This window comes from Luteibacter sp. HA06 (assembly GCF_054061215.1).
Genome location: NZ_JBSSDZ010000001.1, coordinates 390,204 through 411,888 on the forward strand (window position 1 = coordinate 390,204; position 21,685 = coordinate 411,888).

The following is a 21,685-nucleotide window of genomic DNA, read 5'->3' on the forward strand; positions in this document are numbered from 1 at the left end:
TAAAGGAGGCCGGCACCCGGCGGTACACTTCCCCGGATGCGTCCCGATATCTACCTCCTTTACCTCCTGCTCCGGCTGGTCAGTCTCTTTCCGCTGCGCACCGTGCACGCGGTGGGCGCCTGGATGGGCCGGCGCGCGTTGCGTGCCCGCTCGCACAGCACGCACGTCACTGCCGTCAACCTGCGCCTCACCCGGCCGGAGCTGAGCGAGGCGGGGCAGGCAGCCTTGCTGCAAGAAACCATGGAGGAAGCGGGCAAGTCGGTAACCGAGGTGGCCGCCATCTGGGGTGCCGGCGCCGACCGCTCGCTGGGACTGATCCATGACGTGGTCGGCGGCGACCTCTTCGATGCCGCGCTTGCCTCCGGCAAGGGCGTGATCATTGCCGCGCCCCATCTCGGCTGTTGGGAGCTGCTGAACTACTGGCTGTGCAGCAAGACGCCGATGGCCATCCTGTACCGGCCGCCGCGCATCCAGGCGATCGAGGGCCTGCTGCGCAAGGTGCGCGGCAAGCTGGCGCCGGAACAGGTCCGTGCCGAGGGAGCCGGGGTACGTACCCTGTTCAAGCGGCTCGCCGCGGGCGGTACCGTCGGCATTCTCCCGGATCAGCGCCCGCGCGAAGGGGAAGGCGTTTTCGCGCCTTTCTTCGGTGTGGAAGCACTGACCATGGTGCTTCTTCCGCGTCTCGCGGCGCGCACGGGTGCCACGGTGCTTTTCAGCTTCGCTGAACGATTGCCCGAGGGCGCTGGCTTTCGAATCCATGTCCTGCCGGCCCCCGAGGGCATCGACAGCACCGATCTGGATGTCGCCTGCGCGGCGCTCAATCGCGGCGTGCAGCAGTGTGCCGAACGCGCGTTCACGCAGTACCAGTGGCACTACAAGCGCTTTAACGCATCCGGTCGCAACCCGTACTGGATCAACCGTTCCGCGAAAGGCGATTGAGGAACACGGTCATCTCTTTGGCCGCCTGCATGTCGCCCCGGCCGGTCGCCGTGGTGATGCCCTGCCGCCACGCCTCGGCGGCGCCGGCTTCGTCATCCATCGCCAGCAGGGCCTTGCCCAGCAGTTTCCAGGCGGCAGAGTAGGCCGGGTCGAAGCCCAGAGCCTCACGGAACGAGCTGGCCGCCACGGCATAGCTGCCATCGCCCAGGTGGGCGTTGCCGATCGAGAAACGCAACAGGGCCCCGTCGCGAACGCCGCCGATCTGTGCGCGCAGTCGTTCGACGAGGGGGTCGGTCATCGCACCGCGGTCCGCGTACGCCAGTAATCCTGCGGATAGAGCAGGGTCGGCTGCTTCGGCTCGGGCGGCACGCGATCCATGTGCAGCGCATTGAGCGTGGCGGCGTCCCAGATCATCAGCCAGCCGGTGCGCGAGGGTTGGATCAGCCGGGCGAAACGGAAGGCGTTCGCCGGAGGGTGCTTGGCATACGACACCACGAGGCCGTCCGGATGGTGGCGGGCGAAGTCGTCGAGGCTGTCGCCATCGTGGACGGCATCGTCATCGTCGTCATCGTCGGCTTGCGGGGCGGCGCCCGGCAGTTCGTTGAGACGCGCGATCGGGTGCATCAACCGGCCGGCGAAATGGTATTGACCGTTGTATTCGGTCCCCAGGTTGCCGATAGGTCGACCCGCGGCGTCCGCCTGGGCCAGGAAGGCCGACGCGGGCGCGAGGTCGTAGCGATACCAGAGGCCCAGGGTGAACAAGGCGTTGAGCGACACTGTGCCGATCAGTCCGGCGAAGGCCAGCCGCCGCATTTCGCCGCGGCCACGGAGCAGCAACAGCGCACCCAGGACAACGAAGATCACGCCGAAGAAGCGCGAGAACGGGGCCATTCCCGTGAGCCAGAGGCTGTCGGGGAAGCGCGTCGGCACCACCGAGGGCATGGCGAACAACACGATGGCCAGGACAAAAGCGCCGAGCGAAAGCGGCCAGGTGCCCAGGGCGTAGTTCGAGGCGAGGGCCTTGTGCCGCTCGCGGAGGTCGGCCACGGCGGCAGCGACCAGCATGGTCACGCCCGCGAGTTCCGGCAGCAGGTAATACAGCTGCTTGCCACCGATCAGCGAGAACGTAAGCAGTGCCGGCAACAGCCAGGCCACGAGGAATTGCAGCCCCGACTCCAGCGGCTGGCGCATCAGCGCCAGGAAGAGGGGCACAAGCACCAGCACCAGCAGGATGCGATCTGCCACCCGCATCAGCGGAAGCTGATCCAGGCCGGGCTTGAATTGAGCGAGCGCTGCGGAGGCGAGCAACAGGGCCAGCGCCACGCCGGCGACGATAAGCGCCGCACCGGTGCCCGCCCGCCAGGGACGCCGGAACAGCGTCAACGGCAGGGCGACGATGCCGCGTAGCCAACCGCTGAGCGGAAACACGATGACGGGCAGGAAGATCAGGTAGTACCAGGCCGGTCGCGCATGGTTCTGCAGGCCCTGGGTGCGTTCGGACACCACCCGCCCTGCGGTCTGGGTGAAGAACAGGCGCTGCCTATAGGCCTCCCCGCCGGCTTCCCCGGCCGGAATGGCCCATGCCAGCAGGATCGCGAAGCCAAGCAGCAGGCCAAGCACGCCGAAGCCATACCAGCGTGCCCGGTTGTCCCGGGCCCATGGGTTCCACAGCGGGCCGAGCAGGAACGGAAACAGCACGTGGACCACCATCACCGGTCCCTTGGTGAGCAGGCCAAGGCCGATCATCAGGCCGAACAGCCACCAGCGTGGTTCGGCCCGCCTGGGCGTGGGGGTGAGGCAGAGCAGGGCGGCCAGCACCCAGACCACGAGGAGTACCTCGTACATGATCTGCAGGCCGAACAGGAAGGCGTAGGCAAAAGCCATCAACAGCCACGGAGTTGCCTTGGCCACCCAGGGGCGCGACGGGAACAGGCGGCTGGCGAGCACGGAGGCCAGCACCAGCTGCACGCCGCCGAAGATGACCTCGAGGACCCGCGGCCAGACGTCGTTGACGCCGAAAATGGCCCAGCCCGCATGGATCATCCAGAACAGCAGTGGCACCTTCTCGCTGTATGGGTCGCCGTTGATGTGCGGCACCAGCCAGTGGCCGTGCGCCCACATTTCCCAGGCGACAGCGAGCGTCCGCGTGGAGAACATCGGCATCGGGCCATGCGAGAAAATCGCGAGCAGGGCCATCACCGACCACAGCGGCAGCCAGGGCCAGAGGGCACGAAGATGTTCCGAGCGGATATAGGCGCTGTTGGACAAGGGCGTCGTCACCGTTAAAGGATCATGGATTCTAAACGTACGACCGGTTCAATGGCTGACTCCACTCCTACCGCCCCCTTCGTCGCTGAAACGTGGACGCCGCGGCCGGTCAGGCCGGACCCCAATAGCCGATGCGCCGGCGAATCTTCAGTTTGCGCCACAGATTGAGGGGCTTACGCCGACGGTTACGCCCGCCTTCGGCAATGAACTGGTCGATCGCATCGAGCACCCGCTCGCTCGATTTGCCGTCCCGATAGGGATGGATGCTGGCGCCGAAATCGTCGATGGCTTTCATCAGCTCGGGTGACCGGGCCAGTGCGCGCTCGATCGCCGGCTCGAACTGTTCCGGGTCGTCGATATCGATCAGCTGCGGCCCCGGAGCGCGGTTCTTGAAGGTCACCACCGGTTTTCCGGTGAGAAGGAACTCACTCAGCGCCGAGGAGGTGTCCGAGCACATCATGTCCGCCTGGCCGAACAGGTCGAGGATGTTGTCGTCGTCGGCAAAGCGCAGGTAGTCGTTGGCCAGGGCGCGGTATTTGGCCGTGGTTTCCGGGTTCATCTTCGGGTGGAAGGTGACGATGAAGCGGTAGCGACCGTCGCGGGACAGCTCGCGAACCTTGTCGTACAGGATTTCGGCAGCGCTCCACGAAGGCGAAAACGTGGAGTGGTACAGGATCACCGGGGGCTGGCGCAGCGGCGGCACCGGCCTTGCGCCCATCTCGCCCATGAAAGGGTCGAGCTTGGGCCAGCCGGTTTCCTTCACCGCGAAATGGCCCATCCGGGCAGCGATGTCGCCGAACGCCCTGGTGTCTTTCGGGCCGGTGGTGCAGTAGAGGTCGAAGAAGCCGCGAATGTAGATGTGCCGCGGCTTGCCGGCATTGAAACCGTGGAAGGTTTCGACCTTCACGCCTGGGAAGAAATGCGGCACCGCGTTGCTCGAGGTAACCACGGCGATCGGGTTGAAGCGACGCACTTCCTCGGTCGTGCGCAGCCAGGTCTCGCCGGCGACGAGGTCTTCGCCGCCGGGACCGTCGAAGAACCACGCCGCCTCGTCGCCACGCGCGCGGATCGCTTCCTGCAGCGGACGCAGGATGGCCAGCGCATAGCGCTCCGAGCCGTAGAGGAGGTAGTGCTTCGTCATGTGGGGGTTTCCGAGCCACGGTCCAGGCCGTGACGGTGCAGGGCGGTGGCGGCGGACTCGCGTGAGGCCGGGTTATGCCGCATTTCGTAGTAGCGCATGCGCTTGTACACCGCGTAGCTGGCGGCGGTCTGGGCAATGATGAAACCTCGCCAGCCGTCGAACATGGCGAGGCGGAAGACGTAGTCCTTGATGAAGGCGAGCAGGAAAACGAAGGGCGTCTGCCACATGCGCGGCGACTTGCCCTTGTCGTACCAGTCGCGGCACTTCAGCTCGGAGTAGCGCAGCACTTTCAGCTGCTTTTCGACCAGGCTCGGGTTGTTCACGTGATCGAATGCCCCGCGCAGCGTGCGTGAGTTGCCATCGAATCGCAGCGATTCATGCACGCGGGCATCGGTCCAGCGTGCGCGGTCGCGGTGCCACAGACGGGCCATTCTCTCGCCGACCGCAGGCCGGTACCAGCGCATCGGTGCGCCCATGTAGATGGTGCGCCGGCGCAGGAATATGGCCGAATCCGTACTCTCCTGGATCGATGGCAGGGCGGCAGCCAGCTCGGCGGCGAGCTCGGGTGACAGGAACTCGTCGGCATCCAGGGCGAGCAGCCAGTCGTGGCTGGCCTGGGTGGTGGCGAAGTTACGCTGCGGACCGAAACCCAGCCAGTCCTGATGGACCACGCGGGCGCCATGCGCCTGGGCGATGGCCACGGTATCGTCGGTACTCCCGCTGTCGACCACGATCTTCTCGGCGGCGAACGGCACGCTGTCGAGGCAGCGGGCGATCGTATGCGCCTCGTTATAGGTGATCACTACAAGGGTCAGGGGAAGGCTCGCCATCGGGAAAGTCTAACCGAATCGCCTCTGAGCTATCCTTCGTCCCCATGCGTATCACCGTCGCCATCATTACCTACAACTGGCCCGGCGCCCTCGAGCGCGTGCTCGAATCGCTGGCGCGGCAGACCCGCCTGCCCGACGAAGTCATCGTTACCGACGATGGCTCGACCGGGGAAACGCGGCAGGTGATCGAGCGCATGGCCGCCACATTCCCCGTGCGCCTGGTCCACCTCTGGCAGCCGGACGATGGCGCCCGCATGAGCCGCGCGCGCAACCGTGCCATCGCCGCCGCGACTGGCGACTACGTGATCATCCTGGATGGCGACATGGTGGCCGAGCCACATTTCGTCGCCGACCACGAGGCCTTCGCCATGCGTGGTTGCTACGTGCAGGGCTCACGCGTGCTGAGCGACGAAGCGCTGACCCGCCGCATGCTCGCCGACGGTTCGGTCCGGGCGAACTTCTTCACCCCGGGTATCGAACGCCGCCGCCACACCTTGCGCATGCCCCTGCTGGCACGCTGGTATGCGAAGCCCAGCCAGAAGACGCGCGGCATCAAGAGCTGCAACATGGGCTTCTGGCGCGACGACCTGATTCGCCTCAACGGATTCAATGAGGGCATGACAGGTTGGGGGCGCGAGGACACCGAGCTGGTCACGCGGGCCTTCCATGCCGGCCTGCAGCGGCGCGACCTGCGCTTCAGCGCACTTGCCACGCACCTTTACCACCGCACACGGAAGAACCTCGTCGACAACCCGAACGACCGCATTCTCGACGAGACGCGCAAGCTTGGCTTGATTCGCTGCGAGCTCGGCGTCGACCGGCATCTGGCGGAATTCACCACGCCGCCGCCGGACGTTCGCACGGCGTCAGCGTAGGGCGTCGAGCGCCGCGCCAAGCCGCGAGGCGAAGCTCGCTTCGTTGTCGAGGTACCAGCGTCGGGCGCTCGCGCCGAGCGTTTCCCGCTCGGTCGCCGGCATGGCGATGGCACGCTCGACAGCTTCCTCGAGCGCCTTCTCGTCGAACTCCCACGTACGTGCAAGGTGAAAAGCATCGCCCTCGTTTGCCCGCACCGGTAAGCCACGACTGGCGTCGATCATCTGGTTCATCGGCGCGCCATCGGTGGCCAGCACGACGGCCGCGCAGCTCATCGCCTCGACCAGGTAGTGGCCCCAACCTTCGGTCCGCGACAGGCACAGGTGAAACGCACTGGCGTTCTGCAGACGGCGCACTTCGGCATCCGGCAGGTATTCGCGCACGATACGCACGTTGCTGGTGTCGCCTTCGTCGTCGGCCCCGGGCCTGCTACCGCGAAGCACGGTGAGTGTCGGCCACTCCGGATGGCGCTTCCACACGTCGATCAGGCGCGTCGTGCCTTTCATCTTGCTGGCGCCGGCGGCATGAAGGAATCCGCGGGGATCGCGCGGTACGTCGGCATCGTAGCGGTCGGGGCTTCGAAAACCGATTTCCATGGTGCGCAAGCCGAGGCTTTCGAAGATTCGCGTCGCCTCATGGGTCTTGGTCAGGAAACCGTCGTAGCGCGCGAGGTCGCGCTGGCCCCGTGTCGAGAGCCATTCCGGATTGGGTATGAGCAGGTGGCGGCCCGCCAGGCCGAAACCCGCCGGGCGAATGTGCTCGAGTGAAAGGTGGATGTCGAACCGTGGTGCGCCCAGCAACATGCGCAAACGCATGAGGTATAGCTTCCACCCGCCGTCGTTGCGGTGCTTGCCCAGCCGCGAGATCGTGACCTCGTGGCCCAACTCGCGCAGGGCATCTTCGACGACGCGGATATCGTGAGACAGGCCGCGTTGGTTGTCCCAGGCGAGCAGGTGGATGCGCATGGTCAGCGTCTCAGGTGGTCGCGCGTCGTCCCGCCACCGGCAAGGCCGTTGCCATGACGAACCCGAGCACCAGGTAAAGGAAGAACGAGTGCGGCATGGCCCGGTAGAACACGTTGTCCGTCATCGCCGAGAGGACGTACATCGTGACCACGGCCAGTCCGGCGGTGGCGAGGACGGCGACCCATTCGTCGCGGTCGCCGAGGCGGCGGATGAAATGCACCGCTGGCAGGGCGAACAGCAGCAGCACGATCAACAGGGATGGAATGCCACCTGTCGCGGCCGCCTCCAGATACTCATTGTGCGGATGATCGTATTTGGAGATGACCACGTTGGCCTCGCCTTCGGCGATCCGGGCGCGTGTGTAGGTGCCGAACTGGTCCACGCCGACGCCCACGATGGGGTGTTCGCGAAAAGCGTCCCATGCGGACTCCCACATCGCCATGCGCTCGCGAACCGGGCCGCCCGAGTTGTTCTTGCTGAACGTGGACATCTCACCGCTGACCTGGCTGAAACGGCGCACCACCTCGCGGTCCAGCGCGGTCGTGGCGGTGACGACACCGAGGATCAACACGCCCAGGAAGATCAGTGCACCACGCCACTGGCGCGTGCGGCGCACATGTACCGCGATCACGATGAGCAGGGCCGGTATGAAGGCCAGCATGGGGCCGCGGCTGTGCGTCAGGATGGCGCCATACGCGCCGACCGCGACGGCAACGCCGTGCAGCCAGCGCTCACCCAATGCAATGCGCGGCTGGATGACCCGGATGATCGAGAACAGGGTCATGCAGAGCGTGACCATGGTGAACTCGATGGCGCTCCAGTCACCGCCGTTGATGCCGTAGGCCCGGTCCACGCCCATGACGTAGCGCTGGACAATGCACGAGCCGCCGAGCACGAGGGTGGTCACGGCGAAGAAGGTCCAGATACCGCGCCAATGAAGCCGTCCGGTAAACGCTGCGGCGGTAATGAGGAAGACGAGCGTCTGCGACGGTAGGTCGAGTTCGTTCCAGCCGAGCCGGTGGAAAGCGATATTGAACACGGCGTAGGCGAAGCGCAGCACGCAGATGGCCACGATCGCCCAGGCCACGCGGTAGCGCAGGCGGGTCTCGGGACGGCGGGCGAGCATGACGATGCCGGTGATCACCAGGACAAGGATCGGCAGCGCCTTCACCTTCCAGGGAACGGACACGGCGATCGGGATGATCGCCACGAGCGCACTCAGGAGAATCGCTCGCCAGGAACGGGTCGGATCAGCGGCCGGGATGGCTGCGGTCATGCATAACTTCCATAAGCGCGGGTTCGCGTGGGCACGCGAATTGACCGCGATGTTACATCACCGCTTGCGCAGCAAGGCGTAGTACATCCCGTCGAGGTCGTCGTCTCCGGGGAGAATTTGCCAGCCGATGGCGGCCGCCCGGCCTACAGGTAATGTCAGTGCTACGGCATCGACATCGGACCGACCGGCGACAAACGCCCCGACGACGCCTTCGTTCTCGCTTCGCAGGATCGAGCAGGTGACGTAGAGCAGCGCACCGCCGGGGGCGAGGAGATCCCAGCAGGCCGCCAGGATGCGGCCCTGCTGTGCAACGAGCACGGGAATGTCGGCGTCGCGACGGTGCAGGCGGACGTCGGGCCGGCGCCGGATCACGCCGGTCGCCGAGCACGGCGCGTCGATCATGATCCGGTCGAACGGCTTGCCGTCCCACCAGGCGGACGGGTCGCCGGCGTCGCCCGTGATGACGGTGGCGCGCAGGCCGAGGCGATCGAGGTTTTGGCGGATCCGCGGGATGCGTTTCGCTTCGGACTCGACCGCGACCATATGGACGTTGGCCCGCTCCAGCGCATGGCAGGCCTTGCCACCCGGCGCGGCGCAAGCGTCGAGCACGCGCTGGCCGCTGGCCAGATCGAGAAGATCGGCGGGCACCTGGGCGGCGCCGTCCTGGACCGCGAAGTCGCCCAGATCGAAGCCGGGAAGCCGGGTCACGTCGGTGCTGTGAGGCAGTACGAGCCCGTCGGCCAGCCAGGGATGGAGTTCGGCCGTTTGCCCGGCGCCGGCGAGGCGCCCGAGGACGTCCTCGCGGGTGGCGCGGTTGCGATTGACGCGAAGCATGAGCGGTGGCTCCTGGTTCGCGGCCGCCAGGATCGCCTCTGCCTGTTCGGGCCAGTCGCGGGCAATCGTCGCTGCCAGCCACGCGGGATGCCCGTGGCGGGTTGCCGGGACGGCGTCCAGGGCAGCGTTGTGTGTTTCGCGCTCACGCTGCCAGCGGCGCAGCACGGCATTGGTCAGTCCGGCCAGGCGCGGGCGGCGCAGTTCGCGCACGGCCTCCACGGTGGCGGCCACGGCGGCGTAGGCGGGTAGCTCGAGCACTTCGAGCTGGACCAGGCCGAGCACCAGCAGTGCGTGGATCGCCGGGTCGCTGCGCCGGATCGACTTGTCCAGCAGTCGGTCGATAGCGGCGTCGAACCGCGGCCACCAGCGGGCGCCTTCGCTGAGCAGGGCGGTGAGCAGGGCACGGTCGCGTGAGTCGGGAAGCCGGGGAAACGCCTTGTCGGCCACTTCGCGCAGCGAATGTCCCTTCAGGGCGATGTCGGCCAGCCCTTCGGCAGCCAGGGCGCGGACGGATATCGGCTTGTTCACGAGGCGACCTGCTTCAGTTCCGGCCGAGCATTCAGGTAGTCGGCGGCGCCGATCGGGCGCCCGCCCGGACGCTGCACCGAAGTCAGACGGAGCACGCCGCTGGCGCAGGCGATGTCGATGCCGTCGCGTGTCGCCGCGATGACCTGGCCTGGTTCGGCACCGGTGGTCACGTCAAGCGCGCGGGCCGCCCAGATACGCAGGCGCTCGCCGGCAACATCGGCCTCGGCAACGGGCCAGGGATTGAAGGCCCTGACCTTGCGCCCGAGAGCGATAGCAGGGAGCTGGAAATCCAGCCGGGCTTCGGCCTTGTCCAGCTTGTGGGCATATTCGACACCGGCTTCGGCCTGCGTACGGGGTGCCAGCGTTTCACCGGCCAGGGTGCGGCGCAGACCTTCGGCGAGCGCATCGGCGCCCAGCGCGGAAAGGCGATCGTGCAGGCTACCGCCGGTTTCATCCGCAGCGATGGGGGTGCGTCGTTCGACGAGCACCGGACCCGTATCCAGACCTGCCTCCATCTGCATGAGGTCCACGCCGGATTCGTCGTCGCCAGCAAGGATGGCCCGCTGGATCGGCGCGGCTCCGCGCCAGCGCGGTAACAGCGAGGCGTGCACGTTCCAGCAGCCGAGGCGTGGAATGGCCAGCACCTTGCGCGGCAGGATCAGTCCGTAGGCCACCACGACCATGAGGTCCGGCGCGTAGGCAGCGAGGCGATCGCGGTCGGCTTCGGCCTTGAACGACTCCGGCTGCTCCACCGGAATCCCGGCGGCAAGTGCGGCCGTCTTGACCGGACTGGCAGCCAGCTTGCGGCCGCGTCCGGCGGGGCGATCCGGTTGCGTGTAGACCGCCACGACCTCGACGCCGGCGGCGCGGCAGGCTTCGAGGCAGGGCACGGCGAAGTCGGGCGTTCCGGCGAACACCACGCGAAGGGGACGCGCCAGCGTGCTCAGGCGCTTGCCTTACGCTGCTTGTCCATCCGCTTCAGGAGCATGCCGCGCTTGAGCGGCGAGAGGTAATCGACGAAGACCTTTCCGGCCAGGTGATCCATCTCGTGCTGGATGCAGACGGCCAGCGGACCCTCCACGTCGGCCATGATCTCAGCGCCCGAAGCGTCCTGGGCGCGGACCTTCACATGCAGGGCGCGCGTGACGTCGGCATAGATTCCCGGGAAGGACAGGCAGCCTTCCTGGTAAACCTGCTGGCCGTCCTTTTCGAGGATCTCAGGGTTGATGAGCACCATGGGCTCATTGCGGTCGTCGCTCATGTCAGCGACCAGGACGCGCTTGTGCACGTTCACCTGGGTGGCAGCCAGACCGACGCCGTTGGCGGCGTACATGGTTTCGTACATGTCGGCGACGAACTGCTTCAGCTCGTCGTCGAACTCGGTAACCGGCGCGGCGACAGTGCGCAGGCGCGGGTCGGGGAATTCCAGGATGGGTAGGGTTGACACGATGTCACCTTGAACGTTTACGGGCCACTGTGGCGCGTCCTGCCTGGAAAAATGCGGGCAAGTCGGCGAAATCCAAGCAGCGCGACCCTGTAGGATGGCCCCGTATTCTACGCGCGCAGCAGAAGCCGGGCGAGTGACCGGACGTATTGTGCCCGTTAACGATTCAGTTACACTCGCGACAGTACCGGGGGAAGGGGGAAATCCCGCATGATCAAGAAGTTCGCCATGCTGCTGGGCGGCATGTTCTTTACCGTGGCCGTCTATGCCGCCGCGGCCCAGCTCCGTCCCGATCACCCGGACACCTATACGGTGCGCAAGGGCGACACGCTGTGGGACATCTCGGCGCGCTTTCTGAGCAAGCCGTGGCTGTGGCCGGAAATCTGGCAGGCCAACCCGCAGGTACGCAACCCGCACCTGATCTACCCGGGTGACGTACTGAATCTCTCCATGAACGGTGGTGGTCCGCACCTCGGCATGCAGCCCCGCGTCCGTACCGAGGGAGACGCCGTCACGGCCATCCCGCTGGCGGACCTGCGTATGTTCCTCAAGGAACTCCGGGTGATGGACGCCGACGCTGTCGAGCAGTCGCCATACCTGGTCGGCTTTGAGGAAAACCACCTGCGCGCCACGCCGGGCAACAAAATCTACGCCAAGGGCCTGGACTCGGCAGCGCCGGGCCAGCGCTGGGCTGTTGTACGGCCGACCAATCGTTTCCGTGACCACGACGGCGACACCGGCAACATCGACAACCTGGGCAACCGCGAGCACGGCTCGTTCGTAGCGGACGAACTCGACAGCGACGCTTCGATGGCGCCGGGTCCGTGGCGTGAGGACTCAGCCCATGACACCCACAACGGCCGGGGAACCGACCAGGGTGTCGAGGTTTCCGTCATCGGCACGGCCGAGGTCATTGCCACCAATGGCGAGGTCGCCAGCCTGGTGCTGGTCGAGTCCACGCTCGAAGTGCGCAAGGGCGATCGCCTGATGCAGGTCGACGACAAGCCTTACGACCCGTACTTCTACCCCCATGCGCCCAAGGCCATGCCGGCGGACCCGCGTGTCATCGGCTACACGGACGCCCTCAACGGCGCCGGCAGCCGCCAGGTCGTCTCGATCTCGGCAGGTACGGCGGACGGCATCGACAACGGCACGACGTTCACCGTCATGCACCAGGGTGACAAGATCCCCGACGAAGTGTCCGGCAACTACAACCGCCGCGATACCTCGCCCAAGGTCCAGCTGCCCGACGAGTACGGTGGCCACGTCATGGTCTTCCGTACCTTCGACCACGTCAGCTATGCCCTGGTGATGGATGCCCTGAAGCCCATCCAGAAGGGCGACAAGCTCACGCTGCCGGAATGACGCGATCAGCCCGTTCCTACCCATTGTGGGGGCCGGCTTGCGGATAGTGATGACGAAACGGCTGCCCCCTGGGCGGCCGTTTCCGCTTTCACGGGTGGCGGGGCAGCCCTCTACACTGGCCGGATGATCGATTCCGACGACCTCCGTGACTGGCTGATCCTCCTGCGTACCCCCGGCATGAATGCCCGCCGCCTGCGCGAGGGCCTTGTGAGCCGCGGCGGCGCGGGGCCCTTGCTGAACTGGCTGTCCCGGCATGAGAAGGCGCCCACGGCTGAAGGGCGTGCCTGGATCGCCGCGCCTGACGAGGCCACCCTCGCTGGCGACCTCGCTTGGCTGGCGGGGGACGATCACCGACTGCTTCGCTGCACCGACGAAGACTTCCCACCGCAACTGGAAGCCATCCCCGACCCGCCGGCAGCCCTGTTCGTCAAAGGCGACGCGTCGCTGCTGCTGCGCCCGCAGATCGCGATCGTCGGTGCCCGTCGCGCCCAGGCACCGGGCCTGGCCAACGCCAGACGCTTCGCCGGGGCTCTGGCGGAGGGCGGTCTCCTGGTGACCAGTGGCATGGCCGATGGCGTCGACGGCGCGGCCCATGAGGCGGCCCTGGATGCCGGGGAGCCCACGATCGCCGTGGTCGGCACCGGGCCTGATCGCGTGTATCCGCCCAAACATCACGCGCTGGCGCGCCGTATCGCCGCCCAGGGCGCCATCGTCAGTGAATACCCGCCCGGCACGGGGTCGCAGCCGGGACATTTCCCCCAACGCAACCGGATCATCGCCGGGCTCAGCCTGGGCGTTCTGGTGATTGAAGCCGGCCTGCGTTCGGGGTCGCTGATCACCGCCCGGGTGGCGGGAGAGCAGGGCCGCGAGGTCTTCGCCGTGCCGGGATCCATTCACAATGCCCTGGCCGAAGGCTGTCACGCTCTGATCGCCGAGGGCGCCCGTCTGGTCCAGCGGGCCGATGAGATCCTTGCTGTGCTGGGCCCTGCGGCGGTCGAGCTGGGTGTCGAGTTACGGGCCCGGCTGGAGCGGTCCGGCGCGGGTCAGGCGGTCGGACGGCGCAAGACGGGCCCGTTCGACTGGCGCCAGGATGACGAATATCGCCGCCTTCTCGACGCCATGGGTTACGATCCCGCCTCTCTGGACGCCCTGATCGGCACGACGGGCCTCAGTGCCGCCGCGCTGTCTTCGATGCTTCTGATGCTGGAGCTTGAGGGCGAGGTCGCCTCCCTGCCCGGGAACCGCTATCAGCGTGTGGTCTGATCGCCGACGCTTGACAGCCGTCACGGCGATATGTTTCCAACTAAATATATACATACGCTGGGGTCCACTCGCCCCGACGGACTTCGGAACCGACTAACGCATGGCTAAGAACCTCCTCATCGTCGAATCGCCGGCCAAGGCCAAGACGATCAACAAGTACCTGGGACCCGACTTCCAGGTGCTGGCGTCGTATGGCCACGTTCGCGACCTTCGACCGAAGGAGGGCGCGGTCGATCCCGACCACGGCTTCGCCATGGCCTACGAGGTCATCGATCGCAACGAGAAACATGTCGACGCGATCGCCAAAGCCGCCAAGGTGGCGACCAGCATCTATCTCGCGACCGACTTGGATCGCGAAGGTGAAGCCATCTCCTGGCACATCAGCGAGATTCTCCGCGAGCGGGGCCTCCTCGAGGGCAAGGACGTCCAGCGCGTCGTCTTCAGCGAGATCACGCCGCGCGCCATCAAGGAAGCCGTCGCCAACCCGCGCAAGCTGTCGCACGACCTCGTCGACGCCCAGCAGGCGCGCCGCGCACTCGACTACCTGGTCGGCTTCAACCTCTCGCCGGTGCTCTGGCGCAAGGTACAGCGCGGCCTCTCGGCAGGTCGCGTGCAGTCGCCGGCCCTGCGCATGATCGTCGAGCGCGAGCTGGAGATCGAAGCCTTCACGGCCCGTGAGTACTGGACCATCCAGGCCAACATGGCTCACCCGGACGGTGCCTTCGATGCCCGCCTGGTCAAGCTGAACGGCAAGAAGTTCGAGCAGTTCGACCTGACCAACGAAGCCGATGCCACAGTGGCCCGTGCGGCTCTCGAGAAGGCGGCAGCAGGCAAGTTCACGGTTGGCGAAGTCACCAGCCGCGAGCGCAAGCGCCGCCCCGCACCGCCGTTCACCACGTCCACGCTGCAGCAGGAAGCCGCCCGCAAGCTCGGCTTCTCGACCAGCCGCACCATGCGCGTGGCCCAAGGCCTTTACGAAGGCGTGTCCCTCGGCAGCGAAGGCAACGTCGGCCTGATCAGCTACATGCGTACCGACTCGGTGGCCCTCTCCGACGATGCCGTCGCCGAGCTGCGCGAGCTGATCGGGCGCGAATACGGCAAGGGCGCCTTGCCGGACGCCGTCCAGGTCTACAAGTCCAAGTCCAAGAATGCCCAGGAAGCGCATGAGGCGATCCGCCCCACCTCGGCCATGCACATGCCGCGCACCGTGTCGTCTTTCCTCAACGACGACCAGCGCAAGCTCTACGAACTGATCTGGAAGCGCACTGTCGCCTGCCAGATGGTCCACGCCACGATGAACACCGTCTCGGTGGAGTTCCCGGTGGGTGAGTCGGCGTTCCGCGCCACGGGTACGACCGTGATCGACCCCGGCTTCCTCGCGGTCTATGAGGAAGGCAAGGACCAGAAAAACGAGGACGACGAAGAGCAGCGCCGCCTGCCGCGTCTGGCCCAGGGCGACGTGGTCCCGGTGGCTGCCATCGCGGCCGACCAGCACTTCACCGAGCCGCCGCCGCGCTTCTCGGAAGCCAGCCTGGTCAAGACGCTCGAGGAATACGGCATCGGCCGCCCGTCCACGTATGCAAGCATCATCCAGGTGCTGCTCAGCCGTGAGTACGTGCTGCTGGAAACCCGCCGGTTCCGTCCCACCGACGTCGGCCGCGCCGTAAGCCAGTTCCTCTCCGGCCACTTCGCCCAGTACGTGGACTACGACTTCACCGCCCGTCTCGAAGACGAGCTCGACGCGGTCAGTCGCGGCGAAGAAGCGTGGGTGCCTCTGCTCGAGCGTTTCTGGCAGCCGTTCAAGACCCTGGTGGATGACAAGACCGAATCGGTCGACCGCAACGAAGCCACGGGTGCACGCGAGCTCGGCGAAGACCCGAAGAGCGGCAAGCCGGTCTCCGTGCGCCTGGGCCGCTACGGTGCTTACGCCCAGATCGGCAGCAAGGACGACGAAGCCAAGCCGACGTACGCCAGCCTGCGTCCCGGCCAAAGCATGCACACCATTACGCTCGAGGACGCGATGGAGCTGTTCAAGCTTCCGCGCAACCTCGGTCAGTCCGAAGCCGGCGAAGACATCACGGTAGGTGTCGGCCGCTTCGGTCCGTTCGTGAAGCAGGGCAGTACGTACGCCTCGCTCAAGCCGGAAGACGACCCGTACACCATCGAGCTGCCGCGTGCCCTCCAGCTGGTGCAGGAGAAGCTCGAGGCCATCGCCAACCGCATCATCACCGACTTCGGCAACGACATTCAGGTGCTCAACGGCCGTTACGGGCCGTACATCACCGACGGCGAGAAGAACGCGCGTATCCCCAAGGATCGCGAGCCGAAAACGCTGACCCTGGCCGAATGCGTCGAGCTTCTTGCGGCGGCGCCGATCAAGAAGCCGCGCGGTGGCAAGGCAGCAAAGAAAACCGCGACCAAGAAGGCCGCCGCCAAGAAGGCGGCAACGAAGAAGGCGGCTGAAACGGCAGACGGCACAGCCGTCAAGAAAACGGCCGTGAAGAAGACCGCAGCGAAGAAAGCCTCGACGAAGAAGACAGCGACCAAGAAGGCAGCGACGAAAAAGACAGCCGTCAAGAAGACCGCCGTGAAGAAGGCTGCGGTCAAGAAGGCGCCTTCCAAAACGTCTGCCGCTAAAACGGTCTCCACGTCCGCCGACTGATATGCGCCGCTTCACTACGGCTACGGTCGATGCCGCCGCCGCGCTCGTGCGCGACGGCGGCGTCCTCGCTTATCCCACCGAGGCCGTCTATGGCCTTGGCTGCGACCCGCACGATCGCGACGCATTCGATCGACTGTTCGCGCTGAAGGGGCGACCGGCGACGCAGGGCGTGCTGCTTATTGCCGCGGACTTCGACCAGGTAGCCCCTTACATCGACCTCGCGGCGGTCCCGTCGGCGGTGCTCGATGACGTTCGCGCGTCCTGGCCCGGGCCGCACACGTGGATCTTTCCGCGCAGCGACCACGTGCCTGACTGGGTGGCCGGCGCGCATGCGGGCATCGCGCTGCGCGTGACGGCGCATGCACCGGCCGCCGCGCTCTGCCGCGCCTTCGGTGCGCCGCTGGTCTCGACCAGCGCGAACCCGCATGGCGAACCGCCGGCGCGTGACGTGCCCACGCTGGAACGCTACTTCGGCGATCGCCTGGACGGCGTCCTCGAGGCGGCGCTAGGCGGCCAGGAGCGACCCACCACCATCCGTGACGCCCTTAGCGGCGCTATCATCCGCGCCTGAGAGGGGGAGTAAGCCGTTGTCGATCGTCCATTCCGAGATTTCCGGGCGCCCGGGCGCTCCGTCGTTACCGTTGCTCGTCGGCTCGCCGACCCGCGTGGTCGCCTGGCGCGACGGACACGCCGTGCCCGCCGCCACGTTCCTCGCTCATGTGCGCCAGGTGGCGGCGACGCTTCCCGAGGCGGACAGCGCGGTGAACCTGTGCGAGGACCGCTACGCTTTCCTGGTTGCCTTCGCGGCCCTTGTCCTGCGTGGTCAGACCAACCTGCTGCCGCCGTCGCGCGCGCCCCACGCCGTCGATGAAGTCATGGCGAATCATCCCGGCGCCTACGCCATTGGCGAGCTGGATCTCTCACCGGCACCGCCGGGCTATCTCCGCATGCCGGTACTGGACGACGCGCTGACAGCCTTTGGGGGAATCCCCTCGATTTCCGCCGACGCGGTGGTCGCGATCGGCTATACCTCTGGCTCGACAGGCAAGCCCAAGCCAAACGTGAAGACGTGGGGCAGCTTCGTCGCCAGCAATGCCGGCAACGCCAGCATGCTCGGCCTGGCCATCAGCGATGCCTTCCATGTCGTTGCCACCGTGCCGCCGCAGCATATGTACGGCATGGAGATGTCCGTGCTGATGCCGCTGCTTTCCGAAGTGAGCGTGCACGCGGCCAGGCCCTTCTTTCCCGCGGATGTTGCGACGGCGCTCGCCTCGCTGCCCGAGCCGCGCGTGCTCGTGACGACGCCGGTGCACCTTCGTGCGCTGATCGAATCCGGAGTCGCCCTGCCGCCGCTGGCCGCTTTCGTGTCGGCGACGGCACCCATGCCGGTCGAGCTGGCGATGTCCGCAGAAGCACGCTTCGGCGCACCGCTGCACGAGGTCTTCGGTTCCACGGAAACCTGCGTCTTCGCGAGCCGTCGCACGGCGATCGACGACGACTGGAAACTCTACGAGGGCGTCGTGCTGCATCCACAGCCCGATGGGACCCTGGTCGATGCGCCGCAGCTGGCCGAGCCCATCGCCCTGGCCGACATCGTTTCGATGCACGACGAGGGCCGTCGATTCCGCCTATGCGGGCGCAACACCGACCTGCTTGAGATCGCCGGCAAGCGCGCCTCGCTGGGCGATCTCAATCGTCGCCTGCTGGCGATCGACGGCGTGCGCGACGGCGTGTTGTTCCAGCTGGATGCGGATCCCGCAGGCATTCGTCGCATCGCCGGTCTCGTCGTGGCGCCGGGGCTCACCGTCGACGCCGTACTTAGCGCGCTGCGCCACGCAATGGACCCGGTGTTCCTGCCGCGCCCGCTGCGCCTGGTCGATGCGCTGCCGCGTAACGAGACCGGCAAATTGCCGCGCACACAGCTGATCGATCTGCTCGGTAGCCGCTGAGACGCGTTCCTTGGGGCACGCCGTCCGCGACGCCGGGTAGAATGCCCGGTTCAACGTCCGGAGACACCTCATGAAAGTCCTCGTTATCGGCGGCGGTGGCCGCGAACACGCGCTGGCCTGGAAGCTCGCTCAATCCGCCCGCGTGGACGAGGTCATCGTGGCGCCCGGCAACGCCGGCACGGCGCATGAGCCCGGCCTGCGTAATGCGCCGGTGGCCGTGACCGATATCGATGGGCTGGTCGCCCTGGCGAAGAGTGAAGGCGTTGGCCTCACCGTGGTCGGGCCGGAAGTACCGCTGGTTGCCGGTGTCGTAGACCGCTTCACCACCGAAGGCCTGCGCTGCTTCGGACCCACGGCGAAGGCGGCCCAGCTCGAAGGCAGCAAGGCCTTTGCCAAGGACTTCCTGGCCCGGCACCACATTCCTACCGCGCACTACGCTGTCTTTACCGAACTGGCGCCGGCGCTGGCCCACGTACGGCAGACAGGCGCCCCCATCGTCATCAAGGCGGACGGCCTCGCGGCCGGCAAGGGCGTGGTCGTGGCCATGAGCCTCGATGAAGCCGAGGCGGCGCTGGAAGACATGCTCGGCCAGCAGGCCTTCGGCGACGCCTCCTCCCGCGTAGTGATCGAGGAATTCCTCGACGGCGAGGAAGCCAGCTTCATCGTCATCGCCGACGGCAAGCACGCCCTGCCGATGGCGACCAGCCAGGATCACAAACGTCGCGACGATGGCGACCTCGGTCCGAACACCGGTGGCATGGGCGCTTATTCGCCTGCCCCTGTCGTCACCGATGAGGTTTCTGCTCGCGTCATGCGCGAGATCATCCAGCCGACGCTCGACGGCATGGCCGCAGATGGCGCGCCGTTCACTGGCTTCCTCTACGCGGGCCTGATGATCGACAAGGCCGGCCTTGCCAAGGTCATCGAATTCAACGTGCGCTTCGGCGATCCGGAAACCCAGCCGATCATGCTGCGTCTGGAGTCCGATCTCGTCGACCTTGTCGAAGCGGCCCTCGACGGTGATGTTCTCCGGGTCGACGCAGTGTGGGATCGACGGCCGTCGATCGGCGTCGTGCTCGCGGCGGGCGGATACCCCGGGACGATTCGTACGGGGGATGTCATCCACGGTGCGGACGCAGCCTTCGGTCGCGATACGAAGGTCTTCCATGCAGGAACGGCAACCGGCGGGCAGGGCACGCCTGTGAGTTCGGGTGGCCGCGTGCTCACGGTTTGTGCGCTGGGTAGTGACCTGGCAGACGCGCGCGCCCGGGCCTACAGCGCGATAGAGCACATCGAACTGGCGGGTTCCTTCTACCGGAAGGACATCGCCTACCGCGCTCTCGGTCGCCTTTGAACGAAGGGCCCCGTAACGATCCCGGGGCCCTTCATCGCGATCGCGTCGTTACAGGCCGTGGCGCAAGGCGATGGTCTGCCAACGCTCGCTGGTTTCCACCTCGCGGTACTCATAACCAGGCAGTTTCTGGAAGTCGGGCTGGCGGCCCGAGAGCGTAGGCACCCAGTCCTTCTCGCTCGGCGCTGAAGGATACGAGGACCACGGACGAAGCAGGAAGTGGTTGGGATTGGCCGCCATCCGCTGGTGACGCGAGGGATCGAATTTCGCATTGAGCATCCGCTCGCGCACATGGAGGCGCCACGTTTCCCCGCCGTCGTACATGGAATGGATGCGATCCGCCGACCATTTCCATTGCTGGTTCAGTGCGTGGGCTTCGCAAGCCTTCGTTGTCACGTCCCCATCGCCCGGAGCCGCCGTCAGGCAAGCGCCATTGGCGCGATTGCGATAGGTGCTGTCAGCCTCGAGATTCCATTGCTGAGATCGCTTGCCTTTGTCGCATGGGGCTAGTTCCACCTTACCGTTATCGGCCTGAAGACACTCGCCGAGTCCTGCAAGGGACTGGATGAGGATCGTGGGGCTGCGCGTGAGATAGGGCGACGAGAGGTCAATCTTCGAGACCACCCAGGGCTGGGCGTCGCCGACGCTGGCATCGTTGGTGTCCATCTCCCAGGGCAGGCCTTTCTCGCTCGGGTCGAAGGCATCGATCGAAGCGCGATCGTGGAACACGGAAGCGCCCGCTTTGGGATCGTCGCGGACTCCGGACCACGTGAAACGCCGGTTCTCTACCGTGCCACGCGACGCGACGAGTATCGTTTTCTCATAGTTTCCGTCGACCCTCCACTCGGACGCCGTCGCGAGGGAAGCCTCACGCATCATGGGCGTCATTTTTTTCGTCGAGAGTTTTTCTTTACCGAAGTAATCGGGATTTCCGCCGATGTCGCTCGCGAGAGGGAATGTCCAGGTACTTGCGAGGCCCCACGGATACGTCTTCGCGGTGGCGCTCACCGAATAGTCCTCGACAGTCATCTCGACGACGGAGCGCTCGCTGGTCTCCGATGCCCAGGCCAATGAAAACGGGACCTTGCCCTGGTAGAAGATGCCGTCCTTGTTGAGCCCGCGTGCGTAGTCGGGCGCAATCGACGCGGTCAACGTGCTCTTGCTCGCGATCTCCTCAGAGATCTTCCTGTTGGTCGTGCCACTGGTTTTCGGTGCTACCGCCATCAGCTGTGCGGACGGAGAATCACCCTGCCATTGCAGGACCGTCGTCGAGCGGTAGGCGTTCGCGGCGAAGAGGAAGAAGCCCTCGCCGTCCCGCTCGTAACGCTGCCTGGTCTCTCCATCGTCATCGACAAAGGGCTTGGATACACCGTTCGCATACGGAATGACGTTGACGGTGGCTTCCACCGCAATCACCTTGAAATCGTGGCTTGCCGTCGTATCGCGCATGACGCGGATGACCTGCGAGGCGGATCGGCCATGACTGGCTATAACCTGGTTGCTGACACGCAGGAAGGCGCGGTCACCCTGGGTTTCGTCATGCAAAGCGTCGTCGGATGACAGGGCCTCGAGATGCGGTACGTTCGAAGAAATCATCGCCGCGGCAGTCGCGTCGGAGGCTTCCTGCCACATCGACGGCGCGCCCGGATCGGCGATCCCCGCGATCACCGATGTGACGCTCAGGCCGTCGTCTGTCTGCCGGTAAATGGCAGTGCGGCCCGTGGCTTCGAAACCGAAGGTCGCGAGTTCGCGGCGCGCCTCACCCGGACCACTGGTGACGAGGATCGCAGCGCCTTCTTCGAGCAGCGACCGCACGCGTGCCTGCACCGCTTCATCGCCGAGCGATACGCTGGTGACCCAGGCGGCCACAGGCATCCCCCTGGCCGCTGCGTCGCGAGGGGACAGTTGGTTGAGTGACGCCGGGCTTCTCCAGCCTGTCGGATGGCCTTGGGTCGACGCGAGCGTGGCAGGTATGTCGGCGACGGACAGGAGGATCA

18 protein-coding genes are annotated in these 21,685 nt (G+C 66.2%); 8 read left to right on the forward strand and 10 right to left on the reverse strand.

Features of this window, described 5'->3' with window-relative positions; translation table 11 throughout:
- Positions 1-36 precede the first annotated feature (36 nt).
- Complete coding sequence (locus ACVWWJ_RS01645) at positions 37-939, forward strand: LpxL/LpxP family acyltransferase (protein WP_456966538.1); 903 nt, start codon at positions 37-39, stop codon at positions 937-939.
- On the opposite strand, the gene ACVWWJ_RS01650 is transcribed toward ACVWWJ_RS01645, so the two are convergent.
- From ACVWWJ_RS01650 to ACVWWJ_RS01665, 4 genes are all read right to left on the reverse strand, one after another.
- Entirely contained in the window at positions 914-1,237 is a 324-nt protein-coding gene (locus tag ACVWWJ_RS01650) for a hypothetical protein (protein WP_456966539.1), read from the reverse strand. The genes ACVWWJ_RS01645 and ACVWWJ_RS01650 overlap by 26 nt on opposite strands.
- The gene (locus ACVWWJ_RS01655) at positions 1,234-3,207 is read right to left on the reverse strand and encodes an ArnT family glycosyltransferase (protein ID WP_456969643.1); all 1,974 of its coding nucleotides are present in this window, start codon (positions 3,205-3,207) and stop codon (positions 1,234-1,236) included. The genes ACVWWJ_RS01650 and ACVWWJ_RS01655 overlap by 4 nt, the downstream gene beginning before the upstream one ends.
- Positions 3,208-3,316: 109 nt before the next feature.
- Positions 3,317-4,348, reverse strand: coding sequence for a CDP-glycerol glycerophosphotransferase family protein (locus tag ACVWWJ_RS01660; protein ID WP_456966540.1), 1,032 nt, complete (start codon positions 4,346-4,348; stop codon positions 3,317-3,319).
- The gene (locus ACVWWJ_RS01665; protein ID WP_456966541.1) at positions 4,345-5,178 is read right to left on the reverse strand and encodes a glycosyltransferase family 2 protein; all 834 of its coding nucleotides are present in this window, start codon (positions 5,176-5,178) and stop codon (positions 4,345-4,347) included. The genes ACVWWJ_RS01660 and ACVWWJ_RS01665 overlap by 4 nt, the downstream gene beginning before the upstream one ends.
- Before the next feature lie 44 nt (positions 5,179-5,222).
- Here ACVWWJ_RS01665 and ACVWWJ_RS01670 point away from each other — a divergent pair, with 44 nt between their 5' ends.
- Positions 5,223-6,053, forward strand: coding sequence for a glycosyltransferase family 2 protein (locus ACVWWJ_RS01670; protein ID WP_456966542.1), 831 nt, complete (start codon positions 5,223-5,225; stop codon positions 6,051-6,053).
- On the opposite strand, the gene ACVWWJ_RS01675 is transcribed toward ACVWWJ_RS01670, so the two are convergent.
- The 5 genes from ACVWWJ_RS01675 to def are packed head-to-tail and all read right to left on the reverse strand — an operon-like array spanning position 6,045 to position 11,101.
- Positions 6,045-7,016 (reverse strand): glycosyltransferase, encoded by a 972-nt coding sequence (locus ACVWWJ_RS01675; RefSeq protein WP_456966543.1) that lies wholly within the window; start codon positions 7,014-7,016, stop codon positions 6,045-6,047. The genes ACVWWJ_RS01670 and ACVWWJ_RS01675 overlap by 9 nt on opposite strands.
- A 10-nt stretch (positions 7,017-7,026) precedes the next feature.
- Positions 7,027-8,292 (reverse strand): O-antigen ligase family protein, encoded by a 1,266-nt coding sequence (locus ACVWWJ_RS01680; protein WP_456966544.1) that lies wholly within the window; start codon positions 8,290-8,292, stop codon positions 7,027-7,029.
- 57 nt (positions 8,293-8,349) lie between these two features.
- Positions 8,350-9,654 (reverse strand): 16S rRNA (cytosine(967)-C(5))-methyltransferase RsmB, encoded by a 1,305-nt coding sequence (gene rsmB, locus ACVWWJ_RS01685; protein ID WP_456966545.1) that lies wholly within the window; start codon positions 9,652-9,654, stop codon positions 8,350-8,352.
- On the reverse strand, positions 9,651-10,592 hold the full coding sequence (gene fmt / locus ACVWWJ_RS01690; protein ID WP_456969644.1) for a methionyl-tRNA formyltransferase: 942 nt from the start codon (positions 10,590-10,592) through the stop codon (positions 9,651-9,653). Before fmt ends, rsmB begins: the two co-directional genes overlap by 4 nt.
- A gap of 5 nt (positions 10,593-10,597) precedes the next feature.
- On the reverse strand, positions 10,598-11,101 hold the full coding sequence (gene def / locus ACVWWJ_RS01695; RefSeq protein WP_456966546.1) for a peptide deformylase: 504 nt from the start codon (positions 11,099-11,101) through the stop codon (positions 10,598-10,600).
- 207 nt (positions 11,102-11,308) lie between these two features.
- On the opposite strand from def, the gene ACVWWJ_RS01700 reads away from it, so the two are divergent.
- The 6 genes from ACVWWJ_RS01700 (at position 11,309) to purD (ending at position 19,691) form a co-directional block, all read left to right on the forward strand.
- The gene (locus tag ACVWWJ_RS01700; RefSeq protein ID WP_159889653.1) at positions 11,309-12,463 is read left to right on the forward strand and encodes a LysM peptidoglycan-binding domain-containing protein; all 1,155 of its coding nucleotides are present in this window, start codon (positions 11,309-11,311) and stop codon (positions 12,461-12,463) included.
- Positions 12,464-12,586: 123 nt separating this feature from the next.
- A complete protein-coding gene (dprA, locus tag ACVWWJ_RS01705) occupies positions 12,587-13,726 on the forward strand; it encodes a DNA-processing protein DprA (protein WP_456966547.1) in 1,140 nt (379 codons plus the stop codon).
- Positions 13,727-13,826: 100 nt separating this feature from the next.
- On the forward strand, positions 13,827-16,388 hold the full coding sequence (locus tag ACVWWJ_RS01710; protein ID WP_456966548.1) for a DNA topoisomerase I: 2,562 nt from the start codon (positions 13,827-13,829) through the stop codon (positions 16,386-16,388).
- A 1-nt stretch (position 16,389) separates the two neighbouring features.
- On the forward strand, positions 16,390-16,959 hold the full coding sequence (locus tag ACVWWJ_RS01715; RefSeq protein WP_456966549.1) for an L-threonylcarbamoyladenylate synthase: 570 nt from the start codon (positions 16,390-16,392) through the stop codon (positions 16,957-16,959).
- Positions 16,960-16,975: 16 nt separating this feature from the next.
- Complete coding sequence (locus ACVWWJ_RS01720) at positions 16,976-18,337, forward strand: AMP-binding protein (protein WP_456966550.1); 1,362 nt, start codon at positions 16,976-16,978, stop codon at positions 18,335-18,337.
- A gap of 70 nt (positions 18,338-18,407) precedes the next feature.
- Complete coding sequence (purD, locus tag ACVWWJ_RS01725; RefSeq protein ID WP_456966551.1) at positions 18,408-19,691, forward strand: phosphoribosylamine--glycine ligase; 1,284 nt, start codon at positions 18,408-18,410, stop codon at positions 19,689-19,691.
- A gap of 48 nt (positions 19,692-19,739) precedes the next feature.
- On the opposite strand, the gene ACVWWJ_RS01730 is transcribed toward purD, so the two are convergent.
- A complete protein-coding gene (locus ACVWWJ_RS01730; protein WP_456966552.1) occupies positions 19,740-21,557 on the reverse strand; it encodes an RICIN domain-containing protein in 1,818 nt (605 codons plus the stop codon).
- Between the last annotated feature and the right edge of the window lie 128 nt (positions 21,558-21,685).

Excerpts from the sequence above, each read along its gene's own strand:
- ACVWWJ_RS01710 (WP_456966548.1), top strand. The coding sequence starts at position 13,827 with ATGGCTAAGAACCTCCTCATCGTCGAATCGCCGGCCAAGGCCAAGACG.
- ACVWWJ_RS01650 (WP_456966539.1), bottom strand. The coding sequence starts at position 1,237 with ATGACCGACCCCCTCGTCGAACGACTGCGCGCACAGATCGGCGGCGTT.
- ACVWWJ_RS01665 (WP_456966541.1), bottom strand. The coding sequence starts at position 5,178 with ATGGCGAGCCTTCCCCTGACCCTTGTAGTGATCACCTATAACGAGGCG.
- ACVWWJ_RS01700 (WP_159889653.1), top strand. The coding sequence starts at position 11,309 with ATGATCAAGAAGTTCGCCATGCTGCTGGGCGGCATGTTCTTTACCGTG.
- ACVWWJ_RS01715 (WP_456966549.1), top strand. The coding sequence starts at position 16,390 with ATGCGCCGCTTCACTACGGCTACGGTCGATGCCGCCGCCGCGCTCGTG.
- ACVWWJ_RS01660 (WP_456966540.1), bottom strand. The coding sequence starts at position 4,348 with ATGACGAAGCACTACCTCCTCTACGGCTCGGAGCGCTATGCGCTGGCC.
- ACVWWJ_RS01645 (WP_456966538.1), top strand. The coding sequence starts at position 37 with ATGCGTCCCGATATCTACCTCCTTTACCTCCTGCTCCGGCTGGTCAGT.
- purD (WP_456966551.1), top strand. The coding sequence starts at position 18,408 with ATGAAAGTCCTCGTTATCGGCGGCGGTGGCCGCGAACACGCGCTGGCC.
- ACVWWJ_RS01680 (WP_456966544.1), bottom strand. The coding sequence starts at position 8,292 with ATGACCGCAGCCATCCCGGCCGCTGATCCGACCCGTTCCTGGCGAGCG.
- ACVWWJ_RS01675 (WP_456966543.1), bottom strand. The coding sequence starts at position 7,016 with ATGCGCATCCACCTGCTCGCCTGGGACAACCAACGCGGCCTGTCTCAC.
- ACVWWJ_RS01670 (WP_456966542.1), top strand. The coding sequence starts at position 5,223 with ATGCGTATCACCGTCGCCATCATTACCTACAACTGGCCCGGCGCCCTC.
- dprA (WP_456966547.1), top strand. The coding sequence starts at position 12,587 with ATGATCGATTCCGACGACCTCCGTGACTGGCTGATCCTCCTGCGTACC.